Raw genomic sequence first — 24,417 nt, forward strand, 5'->3', positions numbered from 1 at the left:
CTATGCAGTCAGTCTGCTAGAGCAATTCATATCGAACATGAAGGGGAATCAGTTGATGGTTCCGAAGATCGGTCGCATCGTGATCGCCACGTTGGCAATCGTTACAGCGCTTGGGGTTTCCGCCTGCGGCAGTGGCACCAAGGACGAAGCCAAGCCGGACAAGGCGACCACGTCGAAAGTGGCTGCAGCCCAGAGCAGCTATCCGGCCGTCCCAGGTACGACGGATCTCAATGCCGAGTTGCAGAAGCTCATGGATCCCAATATCGCCAACGAGCAGAAGCTGGACCTGATTCAGGGCATCAAGGCCGATCCGATGCTGCCGCAACGGCTGACGGATGCCTTCAAACAGATGAACGTCACCATCACGGTCACCAAGGTGACCGATTTGGGCAACGGCGCACTCACCGCCGACGCCCAGGTGTCCATCAACGGTGGAGCGCCGAACCAGGTGTTGGTACCGGTCGTGGCCGAAGATGGGAAATGGAAGGTCCAGAAGGACTGGACTTGCAACACGTTGTCGCTGGTCCAGCAGACTTCCCCGGCCTGCAGCTGATCGAACCGCAGTGCGCCGTCAGGCGGTCCGAAGCGGACTCCCCGACCCGGGATGCAACACGGTGGCGCACCCTGAAACGGAGCTGCGCCCGAGCCCTGGCGGGCTGACTAGCCGGGGCCGTCGGTTGCTCGCTGGGGGATCCAGCATGCCGGGTCGTGGATCAGTTCCTCCAAGGCCAGATACGCGGCACCGGTTGCGCCGGGCGCCATATCCGGTCGGGCGACCTCGACTCGCGGGGCAATCCACTGTGCTGCCACCACGCGGCCGTGGAGGCGTGAGATGAGCGGGGGCAGCAGGAAATCGGCCAGCGCTGCCAAATGCCCTCCGAGCACGATGACCGGTATGCCGAGAATATTGATCGCTGCCGCCAGCGCGATGCTGAGCGCCCACGCGGCACGCTCGAGGGAGTGCAGAACTGCGGCGTTCCCCGCGACTGCGTGGGCGGCGAGCTCGGTTATGCCGGTGCCGGCGGGCAATCCGGCGGCGGCAACGAGTGCTTGCCTGCCGGCGTACAACTCGAGACAGCCCGTGGAACCACACGCGCAGGCACCGCCGCCCGGGTCGACGGTGACATGCCCGATTTCGCCGCTGCCCCCGTATGGCCCGGCCATCACCTTGCCGTCGATCACCGCCGCCCCGCCGATACCGGTATCGCCGGACACGTAGAAAAAGTTCCGGACCGCACCTGGGCGGCCGGGCGCGTATTCGGCCGCTGCCCGGGCGGCCAGATCCGCCTCGTTGCCGACTCGCACCGGCAACCCGGCCCGTGCCCCGGTAGCGATGAACTCCTCGGGACGCACTTCCGGCCACCCCAGATTCGGTGCGGTCATGAGTGTGGCGGTGTCGGCGCGCACGATCCCGGGCAGCGCCAAGCCGACCCCGACAACTCGCACGTCGTCGGCCAGCGCTGTAATCAGTTCTGTGCTGAGCTCGCCGAGTCGGGCCAAGCAGGCGGCGGGTCGGCTGTTCCGCCAGTCGCCGATCTCGCTGCGTTCGCCCGCGATGTCCCCGGACAACGTGATTGCTCGAGCGGTCAAACGATTCGTATCCACTTGCAGCCCTAGGGCGATGAGGCGACTTGCGGCGATGATCGGCGTCGCCGGCCGGCCGCGGCTCGGTGCCGCAGCGCGCGGCAACTCGGCGAGGATGCCACCCGCGACCAGCTCGTCGACGAGGCGAGACGCGGTGGCTCGGGTCATGCCGGTAGCCGAAGCGATACTCGCGCGCGACACACCCGCTGGGTTCTGCAGCACCGTGGTCAGCACCAACGCCAAGTTCGCCGCCCGGAGCGATGTCTGGCGGGCACTTGTCGGCGCCGTGCGAACAGCCAGCGAAGAACCTCGATTCACGTATTGACCGTAACCCACCCGCCAATTAAGTTCATCGGCTAAACAAATGAGAGGATTGTGCGATGTCCCGCCAACCCACCCCGCAGGACAGGTTCTCGTTCGGACTGTGGACAGTCGGCTGGAGCGGCGCTGATCCGTTCGGTGCCGCGACCCGTCCGACACTGGCTCCGTGGGACTACGTCGACGGGCTGGCCCAGCTCGGGGCCTGGGCAATCAGCTTCCACGACAACGACATCTACCCATTCGACGCCGACGAGGCCATTCAGCAGCGGCGGGTGGCCCGGGTGAAGGACGCGGCCGATCGTGCTGGTCTGGCAATCGAGATGGTCACCACCAACACCTTCACTCACCCGGTGTTCAAGGAGGGTGGACTGTGCGCCAACGACCGGGGGGTCCGCCGTTTCGCGTTGCGGAAGATCCTGCACGCGGTCGATCTGGCCGGACAGGTCGATGCCACCACTTTCGTCATGTGGGGCGGCCGTGAGGGCAGCGAATACGACGGATCCAAGGACCTCTACGCCGCGCTCGAACGGTACAAGGAGGGCATCGACACCGTCGCGGCCTACATCGAGGCGCAGGGATACGACCTGCGCATCGCCTTGGAGCCGAAACCCAACGAACCGCGCGGCGACATCCTGCTGCCGACCGTGGGACACGCCCTCGCGCTGATCGCGGAGCTCGACCATGCCGATCTCGTCGGGGTCAACCCCGAGACCGGCCACGAGCAGATGGCGGGACTCAACTACACACACGCGATCGGGCAGGCGTTGTGGAGCGGCAAGCTGTTCCACATCGACCTCAACGGCCAGCGCGGCGCGAAATACGACCAGGACCTGGTCTTCGGCCACGGCGATTTGATGTCGGCGTTCTTCACCGTGGACCTGCTCGAGAACGGTTTCCCCGGCTATCCCGACGGCCCGCGCTACACCGGGGCCCGGCACTTCGACTACAAGCCCTCACGCACCGAATACATGCCCGGGGTGTGGGAATCGGCACGAGCGAACATGTCGACGTACCTGATGCTGGCCGACAAGGCCCGCGCATTCCGGGCCGACCCTCGCGTGCAGGAGGCGATGACACACGCCGGGGTGTTCACCCTCGCCCAGCCGACGCTGGGCGAGGGTGAATCGGTACAGACGTTCGCAGCGGGCCGAGACCAGCTGTTCGACCCCGACACCGCCGCGACGCGCGATTACGGTTTCGTGCGCTTGCACCAGCTCGCCGTCGAGCATGTGATCGGATGAGGCCATGACACTGGTGGCTGGGGTCGATTCCTCGACCCAATCCTGCAAGGTTGTCATCCGCGACGCCGACAGCGGCCGGCCGGTGCGCTCGGGTGCCGCCGCGCACCCGCCCGGCACCGAGGTCGATCCCGAATATTGGTGGCAGGCACTGCAATCGGCGATACAGCAGGCCGGCGGCCTCGACGACGTGGCCGCGGTCTCGGTCGGCGGGCAGCAGCACGGACTCGTCTGCCTGGACGCCCACGGCGCGGTGATCCGTCCGGCGCTGCTGTGGAACGACACCCGATCCGCCGCTGCCGCCCGCGACCTTGTTCACGAAATGGGCGACGGCGATCACGACGCGGGTGTGCGGCGCTGGGTCGACGCGGTCGGCACCGCACCGGTCGCGTCGCTGACCATCACGAAACTGCGCTGGCTCGCCGACCACGAGCCCGCCAACGCCGCGCGTATCGCAGCGATCGCGTTGCCCCATGACTGGCTGACCTGGCGGTTGCGCGGTGCGAGGTCGCTCGACGACCTGGTCACCGACCGCAGCGAAGCGTCGGGCACCGGCTATTTCGATCCGGTGTCCGGTGTCTACCGGCGTGAGCTGCTGGCAATGGCCTTGCGGTACAGCCAGACCCACGCGCAGGGCATCGTGTTGCCGACGGTCGCGGCGCCGACGGCGCCCGCGGGCACCTCCGACCCTGCGCTGGGCCGGTCGGAGATGATCGTCGGGCCCGGGTGCGGCGACAACGCCGGCGCGGCGCTGGGTTTGGGACTGCACGCCGGTCAGGTGATGCTCTCGCTGGGTACCTCGGGCGTGATCGCCGCCGTCACGACCACGCCGGTCCGGGACCCGTCCGGCACGGTGGCGGGCTTCGCCGACGCTACCGGTCGTTTTCTTCCACTGGTGTGCACGCTCAACGCCGCCAGGATCCTCGAGGCGACCGCCACCGTCCTCGGCGTGGATCTCGACGAGCTCTCGGCGTTGGCACTGGCGGCGGCACCCGGCGCGGGCGGGCTGGTGCAGGTGCCCTACTTGGAAGGCGAACGGACGCCGAATCTTCCCCATGCCACCGGCTCCTTGTACGGCATGACGATGGAGTCGATGACCCGGGAGAATATCGCCCGGGCGGCGGTGGAGTCGCTGTTGTGCCTGACCGCCGCTGCTGCCGACGTGTTCCGTCGTGGTTCGGTGCCGGTCGACCGGGTCACGCTGACCGGTGGCGGTGCACGCTCGGCAGCCGTGTGCGCCATCGCGCCGGCGGTGTTCGGGGTGCCCGTCGATGTTCCCGTTCCCGGTGAATACGTCGCGGCGGGAGCCGCTCGCCAAGCCGCGTGGGTGCTGTCGTCGGCCCCGCAGCCCCCTGTCTGGCCATTGGCCACAACCCGCACCTTTGCTGCAGACCCGTCGCCGGAATTGCTGGCCCGATACCGGGAGGCAGCAGCACGCTCACACCTGTGATCCGCTGTGTCGGCGCGTCACCCAGTGACGCGCACGTCAGTTCACGCTGCCGAGGTGTGCTCGCGGATCAGCTGCCCGACCGCTCGGGAATTCGCATCGACGAAGAAATGACCGCCCGGAAACGATTGTGCGGCAAAGCTTCCGGAGGTGTGTGCGCTCCACTCCTGGATGTCCGCGAAACTCGCATCGGGGTCGCGGTCGCCGACCAGTGCGACGATGGGGGACTTGACCATGGCGTCCGTCGTGCACGCGTAGGTCTCGATGGCCCGGTAGTCGTTCCTGACGATCGACAGGATCAATTCCCGAAAGTCGGGATCCTCGAGCAATACCGCGGGCGTACCGCCGATCTGAAGCAATTGTTCACACAGTTCTCGATCGCCCAGCAGATGCACGCGCCCGGTTTGCGTCGCCGACGGAGCACAGCGGCCGGAAGCGAACAGCACTGTCGCCGTTGCCCCGACCTCGTCCTCGAGCCGCCTGCACGCCTCGAAGGCCACGACGGATCCCATGCTGTGGCCGAACACGGAAAAATTCCCGGCATCCCGTACAGCTTCGATCACCTCGGGAAGCAGGCCGTCGACCAGCCCTGAAATATCGCCCACGAGCCGTTCGTGCCTTCTGTCCTGCCGTCCCGGATATTGAACGGCGACAACGTCGAACTCCGAACCGACGGACTCGGCCAATGGTCCGAAGGAGAGGGCGGATCCGCCGGCGTGGGGAAAGCAGACCAACTTGTGGGAGCCATTCCTCGGTGAAGGGGTCAGGTGACGCAGCCAGCTATTGCCCATCGGGTGGAGAGCCTTTCCTCGGATTCAACATCCGAACGGTACCGTGCAATGGGCTCGAGCCGGGTGCGGGGGAGCGTCAGGGCTGTTGTGGCGCAGGGGAATCCGTAGGGGCACGGCGGAACGGGGCGGCCACGTCGGGGCGCAGGGGGAGCACGGTGGCCGATTCGCGGCGACGGCGGGCCTCGGTGGCCTCGGGCTCGTTGTTGGCCGTCAAACGGTAGACGGCGCGTTCGAGGATCGGAAGGACTTCGGAGACCTGGAGGGTGCCGTCGGCGCATTGACCGAGCAGGGAGAAGGTCATGTTGGAGAGGACGACGGCGATGTCCTCGAGATAGCGGGGCTCGGCGCCGGCGAGCACGGCGGCGGCGATGGGGAGGACGGCGTCCAGGCCGTGATTGTCGAGGCGTTGGTTGGCCGGACCGATGCGGGCCCGATGGTAGGCCTCGAGCATGATCGGGTGGCGTTCCCAGGGATCGAAGACGTGGCGGATGACGCGGAGCAGGCCGTCGCGGATGGATTCGCCGGGGGGCGGGGATTCCATCGGGATGTAGGTGTTGTCCTCCATCCAGGCTTCGATGGCGGAGACGAGCAACTCGTCGCGCGTGGGGAAGAGCTTGTAGATGGTGGTGAGCGAGACGCGGGCGCGGCGCGCGACTTCGCGCAGCTGGACGGCGTCGTAGCCGTCGGATTCGAGCAGGGCGCGGACCTCGAGCAGGATCCGTGCCCGTAATGCCTCTTCCGTCTCCTTGGCCATGCAGTTACAGTAACGCCGTTACTTGAGTAACCGGGTTACTCGTCGAGTCCGCACGAACCTTCCAAGGTGTCCAATGCCAGATATCTCGCGTCGCTCCCTGCTGTCCGGGGCAGCCGCCACCGCTGCTCTGCTCGCGACCGCGCCGGTCGCCCGCGCCGGAATCGCCGCCCGGGTCCAGCGGGTGGAACTCACCCGTGAAGACCATCGGGTCATCGTCATCGGCTCGGGTTTCGGCGGCGGCGTCACCGCCCTGCGCCTGGCCGAAGCCGGCGTCCAGGTGCTGCTGCTCGAGCGCGGACTGCGCTGGCCCACCGGACCGAACGCGCAGACCTTCCCGCATGCCACCGCACCGGACAAGCGCATGCTGTGGCATCGCTCGAGTCCCGAATTGTTCGGCAAGCCGGTGGCTTTCGACAAGTACACCGGTCTCGTCGAGGCGGTGCCGGGGCAGAACATGACCGCCCTGTGCGCGGCGGGTCTGGGCGGTGGATCGCTTGTCTACCAGGGCATGTCGCTGCAGCCCACGGAGGCGGTCTTCAGCGCTCATTTTCCGGATGGACTCGACTGGGCATCCCTGAATTCCGTCTACTACCCCCGCGTCGCCCGCATGCTCGGTCTGGCCGTGGCCCCCGACGAACTGATCAACACGCCGAACTACACCGCCGCAAGGGTTTTCGCCGATCACGTCCGCCGCGCCGGTCTGCCGCTGTCGAAGATTCCCATGCCCATCGACTGGAACTTCGCACTCGCCGAACTCCGCGGCGAGATGGCCCCCTCCTACACCAATGGTGACGGGGCCATGGGCGTCAACAATGGCGGCAAGCACTCGGTCGACGTCACCTATATCGCCGCCGCCGAGGCCACCGGCCGCGTCACCGTCGAGACCCTGCACGAGGTCACCGACATCGAGCGCGCGCCGGACGGCCGCTGGGTCGTGCACGTGAACCGCACCGATACCGCGGGCACGGTGCTGGAGAACAAGATCCTCACCACCAATGCCCTGGTCATGGCCGCGGGCAGCCTCAATACCACCCGTCTGCTGGTGCGCGCGGGGGCCAGGGGCCAGATCCCCGACCTCCCTGACGATCTCGGCCGCGGGTGGGGCACCAATGCCGACCGCATCTACGTCTGGTCCGCTCCCACCGAGGAATTCGGCCCCGCCCAGGGCGGTCCGGTCGTCTACGGCAGCCTGAACTGGGATGACCCGGACAACGCGCACACCGTTATCCAGGCGTCCATTCCGCCGCTGTCGATGGACGCGCACAGCACCATGATGGTCGGCTACGGGCTCAGCACCGGCCGCGGCGAGTTCCGCTACGACTCGGCGACCGATGCCGCGACCCTGTTCTGGCCCGCCGACGGCGATGCCGCCATCCAGGACAACCACATCGGCCCCGCGGTGCAACGCATCGCCGGACCGTCGAGCGTGCTGCTCGACACCAATCTCGCATTCCCCTCCACCTGGCATCCGCTGGGCGGCGCGAGCATGGGCACGGTGTGCGACGTGGACGGCCGCGTCCACGGCCAGCCCGGCCTGTACGTCCTCGACGGCGCGCTCATGCCCGGCAACACCGCCGCCTGCAATCCGTCGATGACCATCGCGGCCCTGGCCGAACGCGCCCTGGACCACTTGGTGGCCACCGATGTGGGGCAAGCGATTTGACCTCGCCTACGGACGCGCCGTACCGACCTCGGCTCGATTTCCTGCGGTCCGCACGCAGATTGCCACCACGCTGACCCGGCGCGCACAGCCGGCGCACAGGTCTCACAGCTGACCCATAGCTTCGGTACAGCTTCGGCCCAGTGATCTCCCCGACGCTGTAACAATGTCAGTTCTGACCTCGGGAAACACCCCGATCGAGCGCTCCGCCATGCGTCGTGCCGACGGCAGTCCCGTCAGCGTGCTCGTGGTGGACGACGAACCGGCGCTGGCCGAATTGCTCGCCCTGGCCTTGCGTTACGAGGGCTGGACCGTCGGCACCGCCGGGGATGGGCGCACGGCCGTCGCCAGGGCGCGCGAACTGCGGCCCGATGTGGTCGTGCTCGATGTGATGCTGCCCGATATGACCGGTCTCGAGGTGCTCGACCGGCTGCGCCACCTGCTCCCGGATCTGCCGGTCCTGCTGCTGACCGCCAAGGATTCGGTCGAGGACCGGATCGCCGGCTTCACCGCGGGCGGCGACGACTACGTCACCAAGCCCTTCAGCATCGACGAGGTGGTGCTGCGGCTGCGGGCGCTGCTGCGGCGCGCGGGCATCGCGAGCGAGGACAGTGGCTCGCGGCTGGTGGTCGGCGATCTGACGCTCGACGAGGACAGCCACGAGGTCACCCGCGACGGCGTCGACATCGCGTTGACCTCAACGGAATTCGAGCTGCTACGGCTGTTCATGCGCAATCCCCGCCGGGTACTGAGCAAGGCGCAGATCCTGGACCGGGTCTGGAGCTACGACTTCGGCGGCCGCTCCAACATCGTCGAACTGTATGTCTCCTATCTGCGTAAGAAGATCGACAGCGGCCGCCCGCCGATGATCCACACACTGCGAGGTGCGGGCTATGTCCTCAAGCCGGCTCAGTGAGTCCACACAGGAGCTCGGCGAATCCGGGCTCGGTCCCTCCACGAAAGAGCGGGGTGAGTCCATGAATCGACGGGAAGAGCCCGTGAACGAGCTCCCCGCACCCTCTGGCCGGCCCGCCGAGCCGAGGCCCCGCCGCCGCTGGTCGCTGCGCAGGCGGCTGTTGGTCGGACAGGTGGTGCTGCTGGTGGCCGTGGTGGTGGGCATCGGCATCGCGACCGAGCTTGCGCTGCAACAGTTCCTGGTGCACCAGGTGGACGTCGACCTCACCGCGACGACAGAGCATGCCCTCGGCGACGTGGGCGGCGGTCCCAGCCTCGGCCCGCCGCCGGACCAGCACAATGCCCCCGGCCCGCCGCCCTCGACCGGCGAGTCGTCCGGTCCGGGGCCGGAATTCCTGAATCGCCGCAGCATCCAACCGGATACGGTCGGCGTGCTCGTGGACCGCGACCACTCGGTGAGCGCGGGCCGCGTCGGCAACGACGGCGTGCAGTCCGCCCTGTCGGAGTCGGCCCGCAAGCAGCTGGCCGCCGCCACTCCCGGTAAGCCCGTCTCGATGGATATCGAGGGCCAGGGCCACTATCGTGTGCTCGCCGAGACCACCTGGTCGGGCAAGACGGTGATCATCGGTCTGCCGCTGGACTCGGTCGACGCCACCCTCATGCGGGTGCTCCTGATCCTGCTGATCGCCACCGCCGTGGTCCTGGTGGTGGCGACCTCGGCGGGCATCTGGCTCATCCGGCGCGCCCTGACCCCTCTGGATCGGGTCGCCGCCACTGCCGCGCGGGTCGCGGACCTGCGGCTGGATCGCGGGGAAGTGACGCTGCCCGTGCGGGTTCCGGTCGCCGACGCCGACGCCGGTACCGAGGTCGGTCAGCTGGGCATGGCCATCAACCGCATGCTCGACCACATCGCGGGCGCGCTGGAGGCCCGGCACGCCAGCGAGACCCGGATCCGGCGGTTCCTGGCCGACGCCAGCCACGAACTGCGCACCCCGCTGTCCTCCATCCGCGGTTACGCGGAACTGGCGCTGCGGGAACGGGATACGCTGCCGCCGGTGGTCGCGCATGCCATGAGCCGTGTCGACTCCGAGTCGCGGCGCATGACCACCCTGGTGGAGGACATGCTGCTGCTGGCCCGCCTGGACGCCGGGCGCGGGATCGAGCACGCGCCGGTGGATCTGACCCGCCTCACCGTGGATGCGGTCAGCGACGCCCACATCGCCGGCCCGGATCTGCAGTGGGCGTTGGAATTACCGCCCGAGCCGATCGTGGTGACCGGCGACACGGCCCGCCTGCACCAGGTGCTGGCCAACCTGCTCGCCAATGCGCGCGTGCACACCGGACCCGGTACCCGGGTCACCACCGCCCTGGCCGAGGACGGCCGGGGCGGGGCGATCTGGCGGGTCACCGACGATGGACCGGGCATCCCCACGGAACTGCAGCCGGAGGTCTTCGAACGCTTCGCGCGCGGTGATTCGTCGCGCTCGCGACGCGCCGGCAGCACCGGGCTCGGCCTGTCCATCGTGGCGGCGGTGGTGAAGGCGCACGGCGGCGCCATCGACGTCGAAAGCCGTCCTGGCCGTACCGAATTCACCGTGCGCCTGCCCGCCGCGGGCTGAGCGCACGGTGGCGGTCAGCCCGCGGCGGTGACGGTCAGCCGAACGAGCCGGTCGGCGGCTGCGGCTGGGCCTGCGGCTCGGGCTGGGGCTGCGGCTGATCCGGGCCGCGATCCTGGTCGCCCGGCCGGTCGTGCCGATCCTGGTCGCCGGGACGGTCGTGGCGGTCCTGGTTGTCGCCGCCGCGATCGTGATTCCAATCCGGGTCGGCGATCTGGCTGACCACCGGAATCCCGGAGTCGGTGGTGGCGGCCGAGGCGGGGATGGCCAGCGCGGCCACCGGCACCGCGGCGAGGGCACCGGCCACGGCGATGCGGGCGGTCACGCGGCGCAGGCGGGACGGGGTCACAGACGAGGATTTCAACGCGCAGAACCTTTCTCGGAGGGACGGCGGGCCGAGCGGCCTGCCGTGACTCCTATCCAAAAGCCCCTATGTGGGCGGGCCATGGGTCCGACCTATGTGCCAGCTGGGAATCCGAGCCGGTGTCGCGCCCCAGTAGGCTGAGCCGCGTGGGACGACCGGACGCAGCACACACCGCCCCCGCCGCCCAGAGCGGCGCACCCAGGCAATTCGTCGCGGATCTGCGCGATATCGCCACCCCCGACCCGGATTCACGCCGTCTCACCGATCCCGGGCACGCCGCCGAACTGGTGGCGGCCGAGACCCGGGACCGGCTGCGCGCGGTATTCGAGGCCATGCCCGCCGACCCGGTCATCCTGCTGTCCGGCGGCGTCGACTCGATCTTCCTGGCCGCCACCGCCGTCGCCCTGGGCCGTCGCCCGCACGCTCTCACCGTGCTGACCGCCGACGGCACCGACCGCGCCAACGCCACGGCCGCCGCCACCGCCCTCGGCCTGCCGCACGACATCGTCGAACTGGACGGCCCCGCCGTGGCGGCATTGGCGCGGGAATCGCTGGAACGCCTGAAAGTGCCCGAGCTGTGGGAGGTTTCGTACGCCGTCCCGATGCTCGCCATCCAGCCGGTCCTGGACCGCCTCGGCATCACCGGCCCGATCCTGACCGGCAGCGGCGCGGACGCCATCTTCGCGGGCGGCAAAACCCTTGCGCACCCGATCGATTCACCCGAGGCTACCGCGGAACTCGATCGCATCACCCGCACGGAATCCGCTCACAACTTCACCGTCGATCGGCTCGTCCCGGACTTCTATCCCCGCATCCTGGGCGACCGCGCCGACCATATCGTGCACATCTTCCAGACCGTCCGCTTCTGGGAACTCGCCCAAACCCTCTCGCCCCCGGCACTGTTCGGCCTGCACAATGGAGCGCCCGCCGACAAGCTGTGCGTCCGCATCGCCTGCGAACGGCTGCTGCCCGAATCGGCCCGCTCCCTGGCGTGGGCCGAGAAGTCCGCCATCCAGCGGTCGGCAGGCATCATGGGTGCGCTGGCCGAGGCTGCCCGTGCGTACGCCGCCGACATCCCCGGCGCACGCACCTACTCCGATCCCGCCGCCGAACAATTCGACGCCGTGGCCACCCGCCTCTACCTCGCGCTGCTCCTGCGCGACTAGGTTCTGTCTCACTGCCGGAGCCATTGGCTGATCGACCCCATCGAGCTGGATGCCACCCTCGAGGCGTAGCTCGCGAGTTCCCGGCTAACCCTTCTGGTTAGCCGGGAACTAACTCTTTCGGCTATTTCTTCCGCGAATCGGGCATCGGGCTCGAATTTCTCGTATGTGCCGAATTAGCCTCGCTGTCGCTAACAGTCGAAATCCTGGAGGTGGGCAAGGTTATGGGATCGCCGGCATCGGTCACCGTGCCGCAAGAATCGGATGCTTCGAATTCGCTGCCGCGCGTCCTCGCGCTCGACGCGGCGCGGGGCATCGCGGTGCTGGGCATGTTCGCGGTGCATGTCGGGCCGCCGCGGGGCCAGCCGGGCGCGTCCTGGCTGACGGTCTTCGAGGGCCGGTCGGCCGCACTGTTCGCGGTATTGGCGGGCGTGTCGCTGGCGCTCATGTCCGGCGGGGCGCACCCTGCCACCGGGATCGCGGCCCGCCGCAGCCTGATTCGCATCGGCTCCCGAGCCGTGCTGGTCGCGCTGCTGGGTCTGGCGCTGGCGCAACTACATTCCGGCATCGGAATCTTGATCATCCTGACCTACTACGGCCTGTTCTTCCTGCTGGCCCTGCCCGCCCTGCGGCTGGAGGCCCGGGCGCTCGCGATACTCGCGGCGGTGTGGGCGATCGCCGGGCCGATCCTGTCCTTCGTCATCCGAAGCCACATGCACCAGAACGCTTCCGGCGGCGACCCCCTCTTCGAGATGTTCACCTCGTGGTCGGGTCTGCGGCAGGCGGGCCAGATGCTGATGCTCACCGGCGGGTACCCGGCGCTCACCTGGATGCCATTCCTCTTCGCCGGTATGGCCCTGGGCCGCTGGGGGATTCGCGCACTCCGGCCGCTGCCGGTGATCGGTGTCGGTGCACTGCTGGCCCTGCTCGGATACGGCGGTTCGTGGCTGGTACAGCACCTGTTGGGCGGACGTGCGCACCTGGTCGACCTGCTCACCGAGGGCATGAGACAGGCCGGGGTCACCGATTTCGATCCGGGTCAGATCATCGATATGACCGGTCTCGGCGCGGTGGCGACAACGAGCTGGTGGTGGCTGACCGTCGCCACCCCGCACAGCGGCACCCCATTCGAGGTGTTCGGCGCGACCGGTGCCGCCTGCCTGGTGATCGGTGTGCTGATGGCACTGGTCCCGCGTGCCGGTATCGCCTTGCGCCCCTTGATCGCCGCGGGCTCCTGCGCGTTGAGCCTCTACATCCTGCAGGTGGTGGCGGTCAGCGTCCTGGTGCCGATACCCGACGAGAACGCGACCGCACCGCCGGCCGGCATCCACGGCCCGGGCTGGGAACTACTGGCACTACTCGCCATCGGTTCCCTGGTGGTGGCGACTCTGTGGCGCAGCCGGTTCCGTCGCGGTCCGGCGGAACGGCTGCTCCACACCATCACTCAGGGCGTGACGAACGCTCTGGTCAGGCGTTCTTCCTCGCCCCATCCCTGAATATGCCAACGTGGGCAACAGCTTTCACCAAAGATGCTGATGGGGTGGCACCGCACCCGCGATGCCACCCCATCACCCACTTCGAGACACTTCCCAGCGGCGAGGCGGGCGACCGATCCGATTGTCCTGGTTCAGTCTCCGTACGCCTGCGACCCCGCGACGCGGAATTCGTGACTCATCCCCGAGCACACCACGTCGTTGCGGACCGAAACCGTGCACGTGGCCCCGGCGTAGTAGACCGACGTCGTGTACTGATCGACCCCCGGCACGATCGCGGGATTGCCGCCCTGCTGGGTGTGGCTGCCATTGGAACTCCACTGCGGGTGCGAGGGAAAGTAGGCCGTGTCGATGGCGACGGCCGGCACGTAGGGCACCGGGATCGTCATACCCGCGATCGTCATCGACATGATCGATGCCGGAGTCGGAAGATCGCACCCCACAACACCATTCGGCGTAATCGAACAGTTGTTTCCCGCCATGTTGAACCACGCCACCCCATTGGCGTCCACGTAGGGCGCCGGATCGACGAAATCGGCGTGGGCCACACCCGGAACGAAGCTTGCGAACAACCCGGCGACCATTGCGCCGCCGGTGACCACTGCTGACCTAACCTGCATCGCACATCTCCTTTGATGAGTGTTCAACGGATCAGTCGTATACGTGTCGAGGCTGGTGGGAGATCTTGTCACGCACGAAGAAGGGGAGCCCGGACACCACGCCCAGACTCCCACAGTCGTCATGGTCGGTCAGGACCGGTCGAACTTTCCGTCCTTCACGGCCGCGTTGAAGGCGTCCCAATCGCCCGGAGCGAAGACCAGAGCCGGGCCGGCTACGTCCTTCGAGTCCCGTACGCCCACGGTGCCCCCGTCCAGATGTGCAACCTCGACGCAGTCCTGGTTCGGGCCGCTTCGGCTGCTCTTGTACCAATCCGCCTTGGACAGGTCGGCGTTCACTCGCACTCCTTTGCAATGTTCAGTACCAGTTCCCTGGTGTCCTGCTCGCTTTTCGCTACCGTGCGGAGGGTTCTCACCGCCGCCTTGTAGAGGTCCAGCTCTCCAGGCTTGTCCAGGTACAGCGCGCCCGTGAAGCCCTCCACGTATACCAATGGTGGTTCCGTCAGGCGGGAGTCCGCGTACGCGGGGAACTCCATCAGTGTGAACGTACCAACGATCAGCGGCAATGGAGTTGCCACGCCGAGCGGCACCACCCGGATCGACACCGTAGGCAGCTTCGACACGCTCACGATGTGCCGAAGCTGCTCGGCCATGACGGCCGGACTGCCGACCGACCAGCGCAGGGCGGATTCACAGATGTACATGGCGACGCTGAAGTCGGCCGGGGGCTCGTTCAACCGCTGCTGGCGTTTCGCCGAAATCTCGATGCGCTGTTCGACTTCCGCTGTCGGCATACCTGGGTAGGCGGCCCAGATCACGGCGCGCCGATAGCTTGGTGTCTGGAGCAGTCCGGGCAGGAGATTCAGGTGGAGCGTGGTGAGCTTCCGGGCGGATTCCTCCATGCCCAGGAACAAATCGAAATACGATGGCACCGCGGACCCGTAGTCGTGCCACCACCCAGGACTCTTCGTTTCGGCAATCAGACCGATGAGGGCGGCAGTAGTGTCTTCGTCAGCGCCATAGAGGCGGCAGAGGGCGTGCACGTCTACTTCTCGGATCTTCGTGCCCGGTTGTCCCGTTTCGAGTCTCCAGAGTGTTTGGGGCGAAACATCTATCAGCCTGTACGCCTTCACCGCCGGGACGCCTGACTGCTCGCGCAGCTGCTTCAGTGTCCGCCCGATCAGGCGGCGTGGAACGGTGGAGCCAACAGCCATACGCTTAGCCTCTCTACCGGTCTCATGCAATTTTGGAATGATTCTCCCGCCAACTTTGGATGGCGGAAACCTTTTCAAGCACATTGCCCTCTGGAACGTTCCACGCAGTGACCGAACGGCGTAGACCAGTAGTTACCCCCTGCCGCCGGGAACCTGAACAGCGAGGCCGGTCAACAAGTTCCGATCGTGTGCCCTTCGAGAGCGGGTCGCACGTCCAGGTCGTACCGGCGGCCGGGGCCACCAAACATCAACGCCGACAACCGGAGCGCCAGCCATGTACGGCATACCCATCGAAAACCACGAGGCGATCAGCGCGATGTCGATCGGTTACGCGCGCGATGTCCTCCGAGTCCACGAGTCCTGCCCGATGTCCGTGTGCGGCAAGAAGCGTCAGGCCATCGCCGTGATCCGTGCGGGCGACCGGACGACAGGGAGCAGGTCATGACCATCATCTCGCACGACGCACCCGACTATCCGGTCATGAATCTGCAAGTGGCACAACATGGTCTGAAACAGCATCAGCACTGCGACGACAACTGTGACGCCCGCCGATACTTCACTGATCTGGTTCCGAATCTGGAGCGCGCAGACCGGGAGGTCAAGCCGCTCAGGGGCACCTGGAACATCTGGTGATCACCCGGTGTGGCCGGGAAGTTCTTCACACCGCAATACCATTCGCACCACCACGGCATCGCTCAACCCGGATTCCCGCGATTGCCTTCATCATCCCGCGCGGCAGGCCCCGTCGCGCCTCCGCACTCGATGGCGGCCCGATGAATTCGGACCGCCACGGGTGGTGAGCGTCGTCAGTGAGTCAGTCGATTCACCGGGGTTGCGGTAGCGTCGACGACTTCCTCGAGGCAATCAGCAGAATTGCCTATCGCCACGCCTCCGACTATTCCGAACCGCGGCCAATCTCTGCAGCGTCCGCCGCTCAATCGACTGGACGCAGCATGGCGCGATTCGTACGAGCGCTGTCAGGATGACGACCCTCTTACCCCGATACCGGTACCTTTGCTGTTCTCGTCGCAATGCCGGCCAAACATCTGGTCAGTCAAGCATGACCAGATACATCGAGGTCGGCGTTTCGATCGACACGGTGGTACACGACCGGGCATATGATCTGGGCGATACTTTTGCCGCGATATTGATGGGGTGGCCGAGGAGACGGAAGCATGCCCGCTTTGGTTGACCTTGCCGTGGGGATCGCGCCCATCGCTGGTGGATTGGCTCTCGGTGCAGCGGCGGGATATCTGAAGGGCCCGGACGTCCGCAAGACGATCAAGCAGGATATGGAACTGCTGGAACGCCTACCTCCGCAGGAGGTGGAGCGGCGAGCCGAACTCCAACGGACCATCGACAGTCGCATCGACGACCTGGTCGCGACCGTCAACCGATACCAGCTGCTACGCAGAGCGGCCGCCTCCTATCGCGGCAGCTTGCGCGACATCCTGCTGTTTATTTGCGCGATTCTGTTTACGGTGGTCTGGTGGAGCGTTGATCATCATAAGAGCAGCTGGCTACCGATGTTCGTTGTCCTCATTCTGATTTCAGTGTGGGCGGCCGCCTACGCGTTCAGCGGTCTGCGCAGATCCCTACTCAGTTACCGGCAGAGGAAGGACTGATCTACAAATCTCCCGCCTGGCCGCGACAGCTGTGCGCCGCCGGCGGGCGCATGACACTCGGCGCGTGATCCTCCGAGGATCCGCGCTGGCCGGTTCGGGCAGCGCGGTATGTGTCAGATGAGTGCGTTCAACAGAGGTCTGTTCGAAACGGGTGACCAGCGCGAGGAAGGTGCGTAGGTGTGGGCGGCGCGATGAATTGATGATTCGCTCGCCCGCATCCGGGTACGACGTGCCTGGTTGTGGCCGGGTGGTTCACCCGATCCAAGCGCCGGTCACGTCCTGCACTTTCACGCCGTCGAGGTCGGCGAGTTTGACGGCGACGAAGTTTCGGGCGGTGTCGGAGGTCTGGACTCGGAACGGGAGGTCGGTGGAGTCGAGTGCTTCGACGATGGCCTGGGCGGCGGACTCGGCGGATTGGGCGTTGGCGAAGGCGCCCTCGGTGCGCTTGCGGTAGGCGGCCAGCGCTGAAGCGTACGGTCCGGCCGCGTTCGTGGCCAGCATCTCGCGTCCGCCGACGTTGGCGACGAATTCGCTTGCGACGGCACCGGGTTCGATGACGCTGACCGCGACCCCGGTCTGCGCGGCTACCGGGGCCAACGCTTCCATGAAGCCCTCGACGGCGAACTTCGCGGCGCAGTATGCCTCGTTGAACGGCTGTCCGATGACCCCGCCGACGCTGCTGACGGTGAGTACTCGTCCGTGTGTGGCGCGCAGTTGCGGGAGCGCGGCGCGGGTGACTTCGAGGACGCCGAAGAAGTTGACCTCCATGACGGCGCGGATCTCGCCGATGTCCTCCAGTTCGAGGGTGCCCAGGTGGCCGGCGCCCGCGTTGTTGATCAGTGCGTCGAGGTGGCCGTGGTCGTCGACGACGCCGGAGACGCAGCGGTGGACGGAGTCCGGATCGGTGACGTCGAGCTGTCGGACCTCGATGTGGTCGGCGACGCCGTTGTCCCGGGCGAGCTCGACGAGTGCGGTCGAGCGGCCGGTGTCGCGCATGGTGGCGATGACTTGCCAGCCGGAGCGGGCGGCGTGGATGGCCGTGTGCAGTCCGATGCCGGTCGAGGTGCCGGTGATCAGGACGGTTTTCCGGTCGATGGACGGGCTCATGGGGTTCCTCCTGGCTATTGGTTATGAACCATAATCATAATACATCATAATTATGATGAGGTATCGCTATAGTGGAGGGCATGTCGAGCGAGCAGGAGCAGCGGGAACTGACGGCCGAGGTGGTAGGGCTGTTCGCGGCAATCAATCGCCGCTACGCCACCGAGGCGGAGGCAGCGGCCGGCGCCCATGGGTTGACGCCCATGCAGGCCAAAGCGCTGCTGGCAGCACAGGAGCCGGTCGTGACCCGGCGGATCGCCGAACACCTCCACGCCGAGCCGTCGAATGTCACCGCCCTCGTCGACAAATTGCAGACCCGCGGCTTGATCGAGCGCCAGGAGAATCCGAACGACCGACGAGTGCGTCTGGTCGCGGCAACCGATCAGGGCAGACGCGTCGCCGAGGACCTACAAGCCCGCATGCCCTTCGCCAGCCAACCACTGGCCCGGCTGACCACCGAGCAACAACACCAACTCCGCACCCTGCTCACCATCCTGCTCACAGACTGACCGACAACCGATCACCAGCCCTCGAAATACGCGACATTCGTCGTGAGCACGCACCGCTGACGATCGTGACGCACTCTGCCCGTTGACTTTCCGCAGGTGTCGGCCGCTCCGAACCACGCGGGTCGCGGCATTTCCGGATGGTTGGCGTAGACCGGTTCCCGGTCTAGGTTCGGCTCATGGGCACCGTGGTCGAGTCTGCGCCGTACGTGAGAGATTGCATCAAGTGCGGATCGCCGGCCGAGGCTACCGGCGTCGAAGCCCTGACGGGTGGCAAACATAGGTGGGATCTGCCCGGGACATGCCAAATGTGCGAAACCGAATGGTACGAGTGCGGTTTCGAACCGCCGCCAGCGAGTGTTCGAGCGGCGATCCTGGCGGCCAACGGCCCCGGCATTCTCGAACTCCGCACCGGGAGCGCCACGCCGGCATCGGTAATGCGCGCCCTTCGCCAAGTCCCGACCGCTGTCGCTATCTCAAGCGCGGTCCATTGCCGACGAACTCCTGCGCGCCGGGCTTCGAGGAACTCTCGTGGAAATAGAACTCTTGGCGCGCTCCCTGCGCACCTCCGGTGCGTCGTCAGCATTCGGAGATGGTCAATTCCCGCTGTCCACCCAGTGTTTCGTGGGTAGCGGCACGGTGACAGGCGGAAGCTCGGTCACGGGCCCGGGAGGTGCCGGATGGTCACTGGACCAGAAGGCAATCAAGCCACCGCCGAGCAGCGCCACCGCAGCTACCGCGCCCGCAGTGACCCGCGCCCACCACAGCCGGTGCCTGCGCGGTGTTCTCATGCCGCCGTCTCCTCACCATCCCCGTATGTCAGCTGGATCGTGGTCGAGGCCAACCTGTTACACAGCCGCAGCGGCTCCCGGCCGCTTCAGTCAGCGCAGCCAGCGCCGAGCGAGTGCGTTCCGCCCAGCTTGACTAGGCTCGGCAAGTGCGGTCATCGGATGATCTGAAGCAGCGCTGGTTGGCTGAGGCAAGGAACGTATTCACCCGGCCTGAGACTTGGGCCAGTACTGGTAACGAGATGGAGTCGGTGGCCCGTGAGCTACTGCGAAATCTCTGCTACTTGGACGAACGTGACGATGAATACGAACAAGTCCGAGAGGTGTTGCGTAGCTTCGGAAAACGTGGAGTAGCCGGCCCGTTCGCGGCGATCTTCGGTGTGAAGGACAGTCACACGGCGGAGGTGGCCTCGGTGTATGCCGAGCAATACCACCGTTTGGGTTACCTTCCCACCGACCGCTTGCTCACTGCCGACGAATGGTTGCCGTTGCAAAATGTGCGGGAGTGGGTGGCCGATCGCGACATCCGCTGCAGTGAGGTAGAGGCCGCTTTCGGCTCACCGAGCTTGCGTGTAGGCAAGCGGGTACTGTGCTACGCCTCGGCCGACGGCGGCCGATGGGTGTTTTTCGATTGCTGGGACGAACGTGTCCTGCGGTATGTGCCCGGGAAGGGCCGTTTCGAGGGTGGTTTCGATCCTGATCCATTGGTGCGCGACATCCGTACTCCGGCAGCCGATTTCGATGGAGGCCTGGTATTGACGGTGTACGGCAAAGTGCTGCGCTGGGGGCCGGGCTGGTGGATTCATCACCCGAGCAGTACGCAATCAGAGGAACAAGCTGCAATCGCCTGCCAGCTCAGAAGACTCGAAGCCGCCGATCCCTCCCAGCGTCACAACTATCGGGCCGATTCCCAGGCGTCGCCGATGCATCCTTCTTCATAGGCCCACCACTCATCTCGCTCGCCCTGCTGCAGCAGCTGTTTCGCACCGGGGATATCAGCAATCGGCGGCACGTTGAGAGCGACGATGCCGAATTGCTGCGGCCGGTTCGGTCAGCGCGGGAAGCGGCAGTAGCGGATGTGTGATCGACCTGTGGGACTCGTGCGCTTTTAGGGCACAGCGACGCCGGTTCGCCAGTACCGACCCTCGGCTGCTCCGATCGCGACGACAGGCCAGGGCGTTCTGTTGGTGTGTTTCGGCTTGCGCCCCTGGGATTTCGGCATCCGAATCGACCCCCATCGAATTTCAGCGTCCGTTGACCGCCTTGAAACACTCAGTGGAGCCCACGGTGTGCACCCGCCTCGAACCGGACGGTTCGAGGCGGGTGCGATCGATCGGTATGGTCAGACGGGGGTGAGTACTTCGACGGTGTGGGCGGTTTCGCCGTGAGTTACGTAGATCTCGTGGGTTGTGGGGTCTACGGCTATACCGCCTGTCCAGCCGGGGGAATGGCCGGAGGTGCGGGAAGCGGTGAGGGTGTGGGTTCTTGTGTCGATCATGGTGATGCTGCCGAAGGCGCCGGAGGTGAGGTAGGCGGTGTGGAGGAATGGGTCGATCGCTACCGCGTAGGACGGTTCGAGTTGGAGTGAGATGTGGGTTGCTGCATGGGTTGCGGTATCGATCAGCATGACCGAGGTACCGGTGAAGTCGGTGATGTAGACGGTGTGGGTTTCGGAGTCGATTGCGGCGCCGTGTGGTTCCGCGGTGGCGGGGATTGTAGCGCTCACCTCGAGAGCATCGGGGTCGATGATCGACAGGCTGCCCGCTGCGGCTGCCCATACCTGATGGCTCGCCGGATCGATCGCCAGCGCCGCGGGGTGCGCGCCGACCGGGATGACGGCCACGATGTCCCGGCTGTTGGTGTCGATCGCCACGACCGTCGCGTAGTAATCGTTGGCGACATAGGCGAGGTGTCGGTCGGAATCGATGGCCAGGGCGCTGGAATCCGTATGTTCACCGACGGAGATGCGCGCGGTCACCGAATCGGTGGCCGGATCGATGACTACCAATTTTCCGCGCGTGCCGACGCTCAGCAAATATACGAGATGCGTCGCGGGATCGACGACGAGTGGCTGTGTCTCGCGGACGAACACATCGTCCACGGTGATCGTGGCGACGGTCGCCCGCGTCCGGGTGTCGAGCACCGAGACGGTGACTGGAACGGACGGCATGGCAGGGTTCTGGTCGACGACGTAGGCTCGGTGCAGTCCCGGATCGACGGCGACGCCGCGCGGCCCGCTACCCACTTCTACGGCCCCGTAACTCCGGTAAGCTCCCACCCCGAGATCGTCGAAGTCCCGGTTGGTCGCCGGATCCTTTGTCGTGGTGGGAGCTGGGGGCGAGAAGTGGGTAGCGGGAGCCGGGGATGCGCAGCCGCCGATCGTCAGCACGACGGCCGCGGTGAGGCCGAACGCCCCGAAAAGCCTTGATGGACACCGAAAACGACCCGGTCGAAACACGCACTTCCCCCGTTGATCTTGCAATCTTCTCTGCAACCGTAGTTCACGGTCTGTTTCGGGGCGTGCCCACCGTCGCCATCCGGATCCCGGGCAGTTCGAGTGGCGGATGTCCAGAAGTCGACCTTGTCGTTTTTGACCACTGCGAGACATTCTGTACCGCAACATGTCTCGCCGATCAGGACACGTCAGATCTGGTCACGGGAGGAGGTCGATGCCGCTACGCGTGGCCGGTTCGGCCAGCGCGGTATGCGGCATGAGGGTGCGTTCGACCAGCCTCGAATCAGGACGGCCGACTGGTCTTCGGCTGCCTGCGCAGCTCGAGCCGAACAGCGCGGGAACACACGGGCGGAGGTCGAGAATCGATCGATTCTCAACCTCCGCTCGTACCCCTGACCAGGGACGCTCAGTCGATCTGGAGGTTCAGCGTGTACGAGGCGTCGTGCTCGGGCGAGGTAATGGTCAGGTAATAGGCGCCCGTGGCCGGGAGGTAAAGCTGGGTTCCGGTGGTGTCGATGGCCAACTGCTGGCCATCGGGTGCGGTGAGCGTGTAGACAGCGGTTCCCGAGGCGGAGGTGTAGTGCGAGATGATGTCGGTGCTCAGCTGCTGACCGGCGCGGGCGTCGAAGTACCAGGTGTCGGAGTATCCGCGGTTGATATAGCCGTCCACGGCGCCGTGGTCGGCGCCGAGCGCGAACTTGATCTCGGCATTGACCCCGCTGGCACTGGCGGCACCCACGCCTGCCAAGGGGATGAAGAGCGCCGCCGCGATCGCAATCATGGCGACGGCCGCTTTACGGGTGGCCGTGGCAAAGGCAGTCATGAGGTCCCCCAATTCGATGTATCGGACAGCGCCACGCCACGTCGGCGTCCGCTCGTTCGGCCGGATGTTCTTCCATCCGGCACTACCGTGTCTTTCGCGTCCGAGGCGAAAACCGTTGCGCCCCTATTCTCATGGGCACGCAGGCCACCGAACTCCAAACCTCACCCGCACTGGTGCACAAGACTTCTCGCGCCAGCCCCTTCGAACCGCCCGGGTCGCGGCATTACAGTGTGTTGGCTCAGCATGGCACTGGCCCAACAGCTTCCAGGTCATGACCGTAGGATCCGAGCGTGCACGCTGATCTCGACGGAGCAGTCCATCTCGCCTGTCTAGTCGCAGATTTCGACTGGACCTGGGCGATGGAAGACGTCCAGCGCTTCAGCGATGCGGCGGGGTGGGCCGTAGTCGGGCAGCGACCCCGGGAGCGTGGAGCCGACCTCTGAACGGGGCTCGACCTTCAAGACACCTACGCACGGGCCATCTACGGTCGAGTATTTCTCGAGCGCGAAGGCTTCCCCGACCAGTTGGTCACGGAGATACTCGTCCCTGTAACCGACTGGATGAAAGACACGACGCCGGAACGGCACCGGTCATTGACACAGCGGACGAGGACCTGGAGGCCCTGCCGGACCGACCGCGAAGCTGGCCGCAGTTCTCATCAGCCCTGGCCTTGACCTTGAACCGGCTTCGCTCGGATGAACAGCTGGTCTTGACCATGGGGCAAGAGGGGATCGCGCAATTCGAGATGGACTGGTTCGAGATCGGCTGTTTCGTGCGAGCAGGCATGAGCGGTGGTGCGGTCCAACCCATCCCGCACGCCGATCGGGCAGTGATGACCGCGAACAACTGGCACGCTGGGCTCGGACCCAACGAGGGTTGGTGGGAACGCACCATGCGATGGCCGGCCCGATACGAAGAATTCGAGGCTGCCGCCGACACCGTCAGCCATGCCCTTCGGGACATCATCGGCATCGGTTCTCCCACCGATCTGCAGGTGACCGGATGGAACAACGCCTCGGACTACTCCTATCCAGATATCACGGCGTTCGGCGTCCGCAGGTAAGTGATGGCGGTGGCTGGGCGATCTCCCCCAGTCACTCGGTCATCGGCTACTTAAGAGCGGGCACTGCTGGCGGCCGTACGGCGCTCTGCCCGTTGATCTTCCGATGCCCCGCTCTCGCCGGTTCGGTCAGCGCGGTATGCGGCAGTAGCGGACGTTCCTTACATGCTTTATGAACTGATGTGCCTGTAGTTCCTCGGACAGTCCAGCAACGGCCGGACTATGTTGTCGGGTTCATCGAATGTGTACTCGTCGAGAACTTCTCCGTCGATCACGATGTATGGCTGGTCCCCTTCCAGGGCCGCGTAGATAGCGTCCAGGGCAGCGCGGAACCAGGCGAGAACCTCTGGTTTGTTGAGGCATCCATGGAATCGGAGTGCAGGGGCCGATCGAGGGCCACGGGGTGGAACGCATCATCTGCCTCGATGACGTCCGCCACGAAGTCGCCATGCCACGAATCGCGGATCGCCCCGACAAGATCGGACTGGCGAAGTTCCACACGCCCAAGACCGTCACTCCCGACCCGAAACCCGCCCCGACGAACACCCTGGGCATCCGCCGCGTCATGTTCGTCGTCGACGATATCGATGACGTCCTCGCCCTCCTGCGCGCTCACGGCGCCGAACTGGAGCAATATGAACAGATCTTCCGCCTCTGCTACGTCTGCAGTCCCGAGGACATCATCGTTGGCCTGGCCGAGGAAATCGCTTGACGGCCCGATCAGCGAATCCAGCTCCACACCCAGGTGTGCGCAGTGGTGGCAGCGCCATCTTCGCGGTTGAGCTGTTGTGGCTGTTGGCTTTTGGCGGCGGATGCAGCCCGCCACGTCAATGCCACAAGTGCGGCAGCAATCACTACGAGCACAACGCCGGTGATCAT

Annotated in this window: 25 protein-coding genes; 14 read left to right on the plus strand and 11 right to left on the minus strand. The window is 66.0% G+C overall.

Translation table 11 applies throughout. The features are described 5' to 3' along the window. Positions 1–37: 37 nt before the first annotated feature. The gene (locus tag ACWEQQ_RS06335) at positions 38–553 is read left to right on the plus strand and encodes a hypothetical protein (RefSeq protein ID WP_452347444.1); all 516 of its coding nucleotides are present in this window, start codon (positions 38–40) and stop codon (positions 551–553) included. Positions 554–660: 107 nt separating this feature from the next. Here the strand turns inward: ACWEQQ_RS06335 and ACWEQQ_RS06340 are convergent, their stop codons facing one another. Further along, positions 661–1,752, minus strand: a complete 1,092-nt coding sequence (locus ACWEQQ_RS06340; protein WP_452347445.1) for an ROK family protein — start codon at positions 1,750–1,752, stop codon at positions 661–663. A gap of 212 nt (positions 1,753–1,964) precedes the next feature. On the opposite strand from ACWEQQ_RS06340, the gene xylA reads away from it, so the two are divergent. Together xylA and ACWEQQ_RS06350 are read left to right on the plus strand one after the other, a co-directional pair. After that, complete coding sequence (gene xylA / locus ACWEQQ_RS06345) at positions 1,965–3,146, plus strand: xylose isomerase (protein ID WP_452347446.1); 1,182 nt, start codon at positions 1,965–1,967, stop codon at positions 3,144–3,146. A 4-nt stretch (positions 3,147–3,150) separates the two neighbouring features. Beyond that, on the plus strand, positions 3,151–4,593 hold the full coding sequence (locus tag ACWEQQ_RS06350; protein ID WP_452347447.1) for an FGGY family carbohydrate kinase: 1,443 nt from the start codon (positions 3,151–3,153) through the stop codon (positions 4,591–4,593). A 41-nt stretch (positions 4,594–4,634) separates the two neighbouring features. On the opposite strand, the gene ACWEQQ_RS06355 is transcribed toward ACWEQQ_RS06350, so the two are convergent. Both ACWEQQ_RS06355 and ACWEQQ_RS06360 read right to left on the minus strand, forming a co-directional pair. Then, positions 4,635–5,381, minus strand: coding sequence for a thioesterase II family protein (locus ACWEQQ_RS06355; protein WP_452347448.1), 747 nt, complete (start codon positions 5,379–5,381; stop codon positions 4,635–4,637). A 76-nt stretch (positions 5,382–5,457) separates the two neighbouring features. Further along, positions 5,458–6,135, minus strand: coding sequence for a TetR family transcriptional regulator (locus ACWEQQ_RS06360; RefSeq protein ID WP_452347449.1), 678 nt, complete (start codon positions 6,133–6,135; stop codon positions 5,458–5,460). 73 nt (positions 6,136–6,208) lie between these two features. Here ACWEQQ_RS06360 and ACWEQQ_RS06365 point away from each other — a divergent pair, with 73 nt between their 5' ends. From ACWEQQ_RS06365 to ACWEQQ_RS06375, 3 genes are all read left to right on the plus strand, one after another. Then, complete coding sequence (locus tag ACWEQQ_RS06365; RefSeq protein ID WP_452347450.1) at positions 6,209–7,798, plus strand: GMC oxidoreductase; 1,590 nt, start codon at positions 6,209–6,211, stop codon at positions 7,796–7,798. A gap of 208 nt (positions 7,799–8,006) precedes the next feature. Beyond that, on the plus strand, positions 8,007–8,711 hold the full coding sequence (locus ACWEQQ_RS06370) for a response regulator transcription factor (RefSeq protein WP_452347688.1): 705 nt from the start codon (positions 8,007–8,009) through the stop codon (positions 8,709–8,711). 61 nt (positions 8,712–8,772) lie between these two features. Continuing rightward, positions 8,773–10,329, plus strand: coding sequence for a sensor histidine kinase (locus ACWEQQ_RS06375; protein WP_452347451.1), 1,557 nt, complete (start codon positions 8,773–8,775; stop codon positions 10,327–10,329). Between the two features lie 34 nt (positions 10,330–10,363). On the opposite strand, the gene ACWEQQ_RS06380 is transcribed toward ACWEQQ_RS06375, so the two are convergent. Then, positions 10,364–10,690, minus strand: coding sequence for a hypothetical protein (locus tag ACWEQQ_RS06380; RefSeq protein ID WP_354843797.1), 327 nt, complete (start codon positions 10,688–10,690; stop codon positions 10,364–10,366). Between the two features lie 146 nt (positions 10,691–10,836). Here ACWEQQ_RS06380 and ACWEQQ_RS06385 point away from each other — a divergent pair, with 146 nt between their 5' ends. Then, positions 10,837–11,856, plus strand: coding sequence for an asparagine synthase-related protein (locus ACWEQQ_RS06385; RefSeq protein WP_452347452.1), 1,020 nt, complete (start codon positions 10,837–10,839; stop codon positions 11,854–11,856). Positions 11,857–12,077: 221 nt separating this feature from the next. Next, positions 12,078–13,349 (plus strand): DUF418 domain-containing protein, encoded by a 1,272-nt coding sequence (locus ACWEQQ_RS06390; RefSeq protein WP_452347453.1) that lies wholly within the window; start codon positions 12,078–12,080, stop codon positions 13,347–13,349. Positions 13,350–13,480: 131 nt separating this feature from the next. Here the strand turns inward: ACWEQQ_RS06390 and ACWEQQ_RS06395 are convergent, their stop codons facing one another. The 3 genes from ACWEQQ_RS06395 to ACWEQQ_RS06405 form a co-directional block, all read right to left on the minus strand. Further along, entirely contained in the window at positions 13,481–13,966 is a 486-nt protein-coding gene (locus ACWEQQ_RS06395) for a hypothetical protein (protein ID WP_452347454.1), read from the minus strand. A 129-nt stretch (positions 13,967–14,095) separates the two neighbouring features. Beyond that, a complete protein-coding gene (locus ACWEQQ_RS06400) occupies positions 14,096–14,302 on the minus strand; it encodes a DUF397 domain-containing protein (protein WP_379428123.1) in 207 nt (68 codons plus the stop codon). Then, the gene (locus tag ACWEQQ_RS06405; RefSeq protein ID WP_452347455.1) at positions 14,299–15,177 is read right to left on the minus strand and encodes a helix-turn-helix domain-containing protein; all 879 of its coding nucleotides are present in this window, start codon (positions 15,175–15,177) and stop codon (positions 14,299–14,301) included. Before ACWEQQ_RS06405 ends, ACWEQQ_RS06400 begins: the two co-directional genes overlap by 4 nt. A 441-nt stretch (positions 15,178–15,618) precedes the next feature. Here ACWEQQ_RS06405 and ACWEQQ_RS06410 point away from each other — a divergent pair, with 441 nt between their 5' ends. Both ACWEQQ_RS06410 and ACWEQQ_RS06415 read left to right on the plus strand, forming a co-directional pair. Next, positions 15,619–15,810: a hypothetical protein gene (locus tag ACWEQQ_RS06410; protein ID WP_452343799.1), complete on the plus strand. Its 192-nt coding sequence runs from the start codon at positions 15,619–15,621 to the stop codon at positions 15,808–15,810. A 542-nt stretch (positions 15,811–16,352) separates the two neighbouring features. Continuing rightward, the gene (locus ACWEQQ_RS06415) at positions 16,353–16,802 is read left to right on the plus strand and encodes a hypothetical protein (RefSeq protein ID WP_452347456.1); all 450 of its coding nucleotides are present in this window, start codon (positions 16,353–16,355) and stop codon (positions 16,800–16,802) included. 252 nt (positions 16,803–17,054) lie between these two features. Here ACWEQQ_RS06415 and ACWEQQ_RS06420 read toward each other — a convergent pair whose 3' ends face one another. After that, positions 17,055–17,909 carry an SDR family oxidoreductase gene (locus ACWEQQ_RS06420; RefSeq protein WP_452347457.1) on the minus strand — a complete coding sequence of 285 codons (855 nt, stop codon included), beginning with the start codon at positions 17,907–17,909 and terminating at the stop codon, positions 17,055–17,057. An 80-nt stretch (positions 17,910–17,989) separates the two neighbouring features. Here ACWEQQ_RS06420 and ACWEQQ_RS06425 point away from each other — a divergent pair, with 80 nt between their 5' ends. Continuing rightward, the gene (locus tag ACWEQQ_RS06425; RefSeq protein WP_452343802.1) at positions 17,990–18,415 is read left to right on the plus strand and encodes a MarR family winged helix-turn-helix transcriptional regulator; all 426 of its coding nucleotides are present in this window, start codon (positions 17,990–17,992) and stop codon (positions 18,413–18,415) included. A gap of 1,069 nt (positions 18,416–19,484) precedes the next feature. Then, positions 19,485–20,141: a hypothetical protein gene (locus tag ACWEQQ_RS06430; RefSeq protein WP_452343804.1), complete on the plus strand. Its 657-nt coding sequence runs from the start codon at positions 19,485–19,487 to the stop codon at positions 20,139–20,141. 401 nt (positions 20,142–20,542) lie between these two features. Here the strand turns inward: ACWEQQ_RS06430 and ACWEQQ_RS06435 are convergent, their stop codons facing one another. Both ACWEQQ_RS06435 and ACWEQQ_RS06440 read right to left on the minus strand, forming a co-directional pair. Continuing rightward, the gene (locus ACWEQQ_RS06435) at positions 20,543–21,370 is read right to left on the minus strand and encodes a YncE family protein (RefSeq protein WP_452347458.1); all 828 of its coding nucleotides are present in this window, start codon (positions 21,368–21,370) and stop codon (positions 20,543–20,545) included. A 691-nt stretch (positions 21,371–22,061) separates the two neighbouring features. Then, positions 22,062–22,478 (minus strand): hypothetical protein, encoded by a 417-nt coding sequence (locus tag ACWEQQ_RS06440; protein ID WP_452347459.1) that lies wholly within the window; start codon positions 22,476–22,478, stop codon positions 22,062–22,064. 394 nt (positions 22,479–22,872) lie between these two features. Between ACWEQQ_RS06440 and ACWEQQ_RS06445 the strand changes: the two genes are divergently transcribed. After that, positions 22,873–23,541: a TY-Chap domain-containing protein gene (locus ACWEQQ_RS06445; protein WP_452347460.1), complete on the plus strand. Its 669-nt coding sequence runs from the start codon at positions 22,873–22,875 to the stop codon at positions 23,539–23,541. A gap of 373 nt (positions 23,542–23,914) precedes the next feature. After that, complete coding sequence (locus tag ACWEQQ_RS06450; RefSeq protein WP_452347461.1) at positions 23,915–24,250, plus strand: VOC family protein; 336 nt, start codon at positions 23,915–23,917, stop codon at positions 24,248–24,250. 8 nt (positions 24,251–24,258) lie between these two features. Here the strand turns inward: ACWEQQ_RS06450 and ACWEQQ_RS06455 are convergent, their stop codons facing one another. Beyond that, the gene (locus ACWEQQ_RS06455) at positions 24,259–24,417 is read right to left on the minus strand and encodes a hypothetical protein (protein WP_452347462.1); all 159 of its coding nucleotides are present in this window, start codon (positions 24,415–24,417) and stop codon (positions 24,259–24,261) included.

The sequence above is a fragment of the Nocardia sp. NPDC004123 genome, from assembly GCF_053603795.1.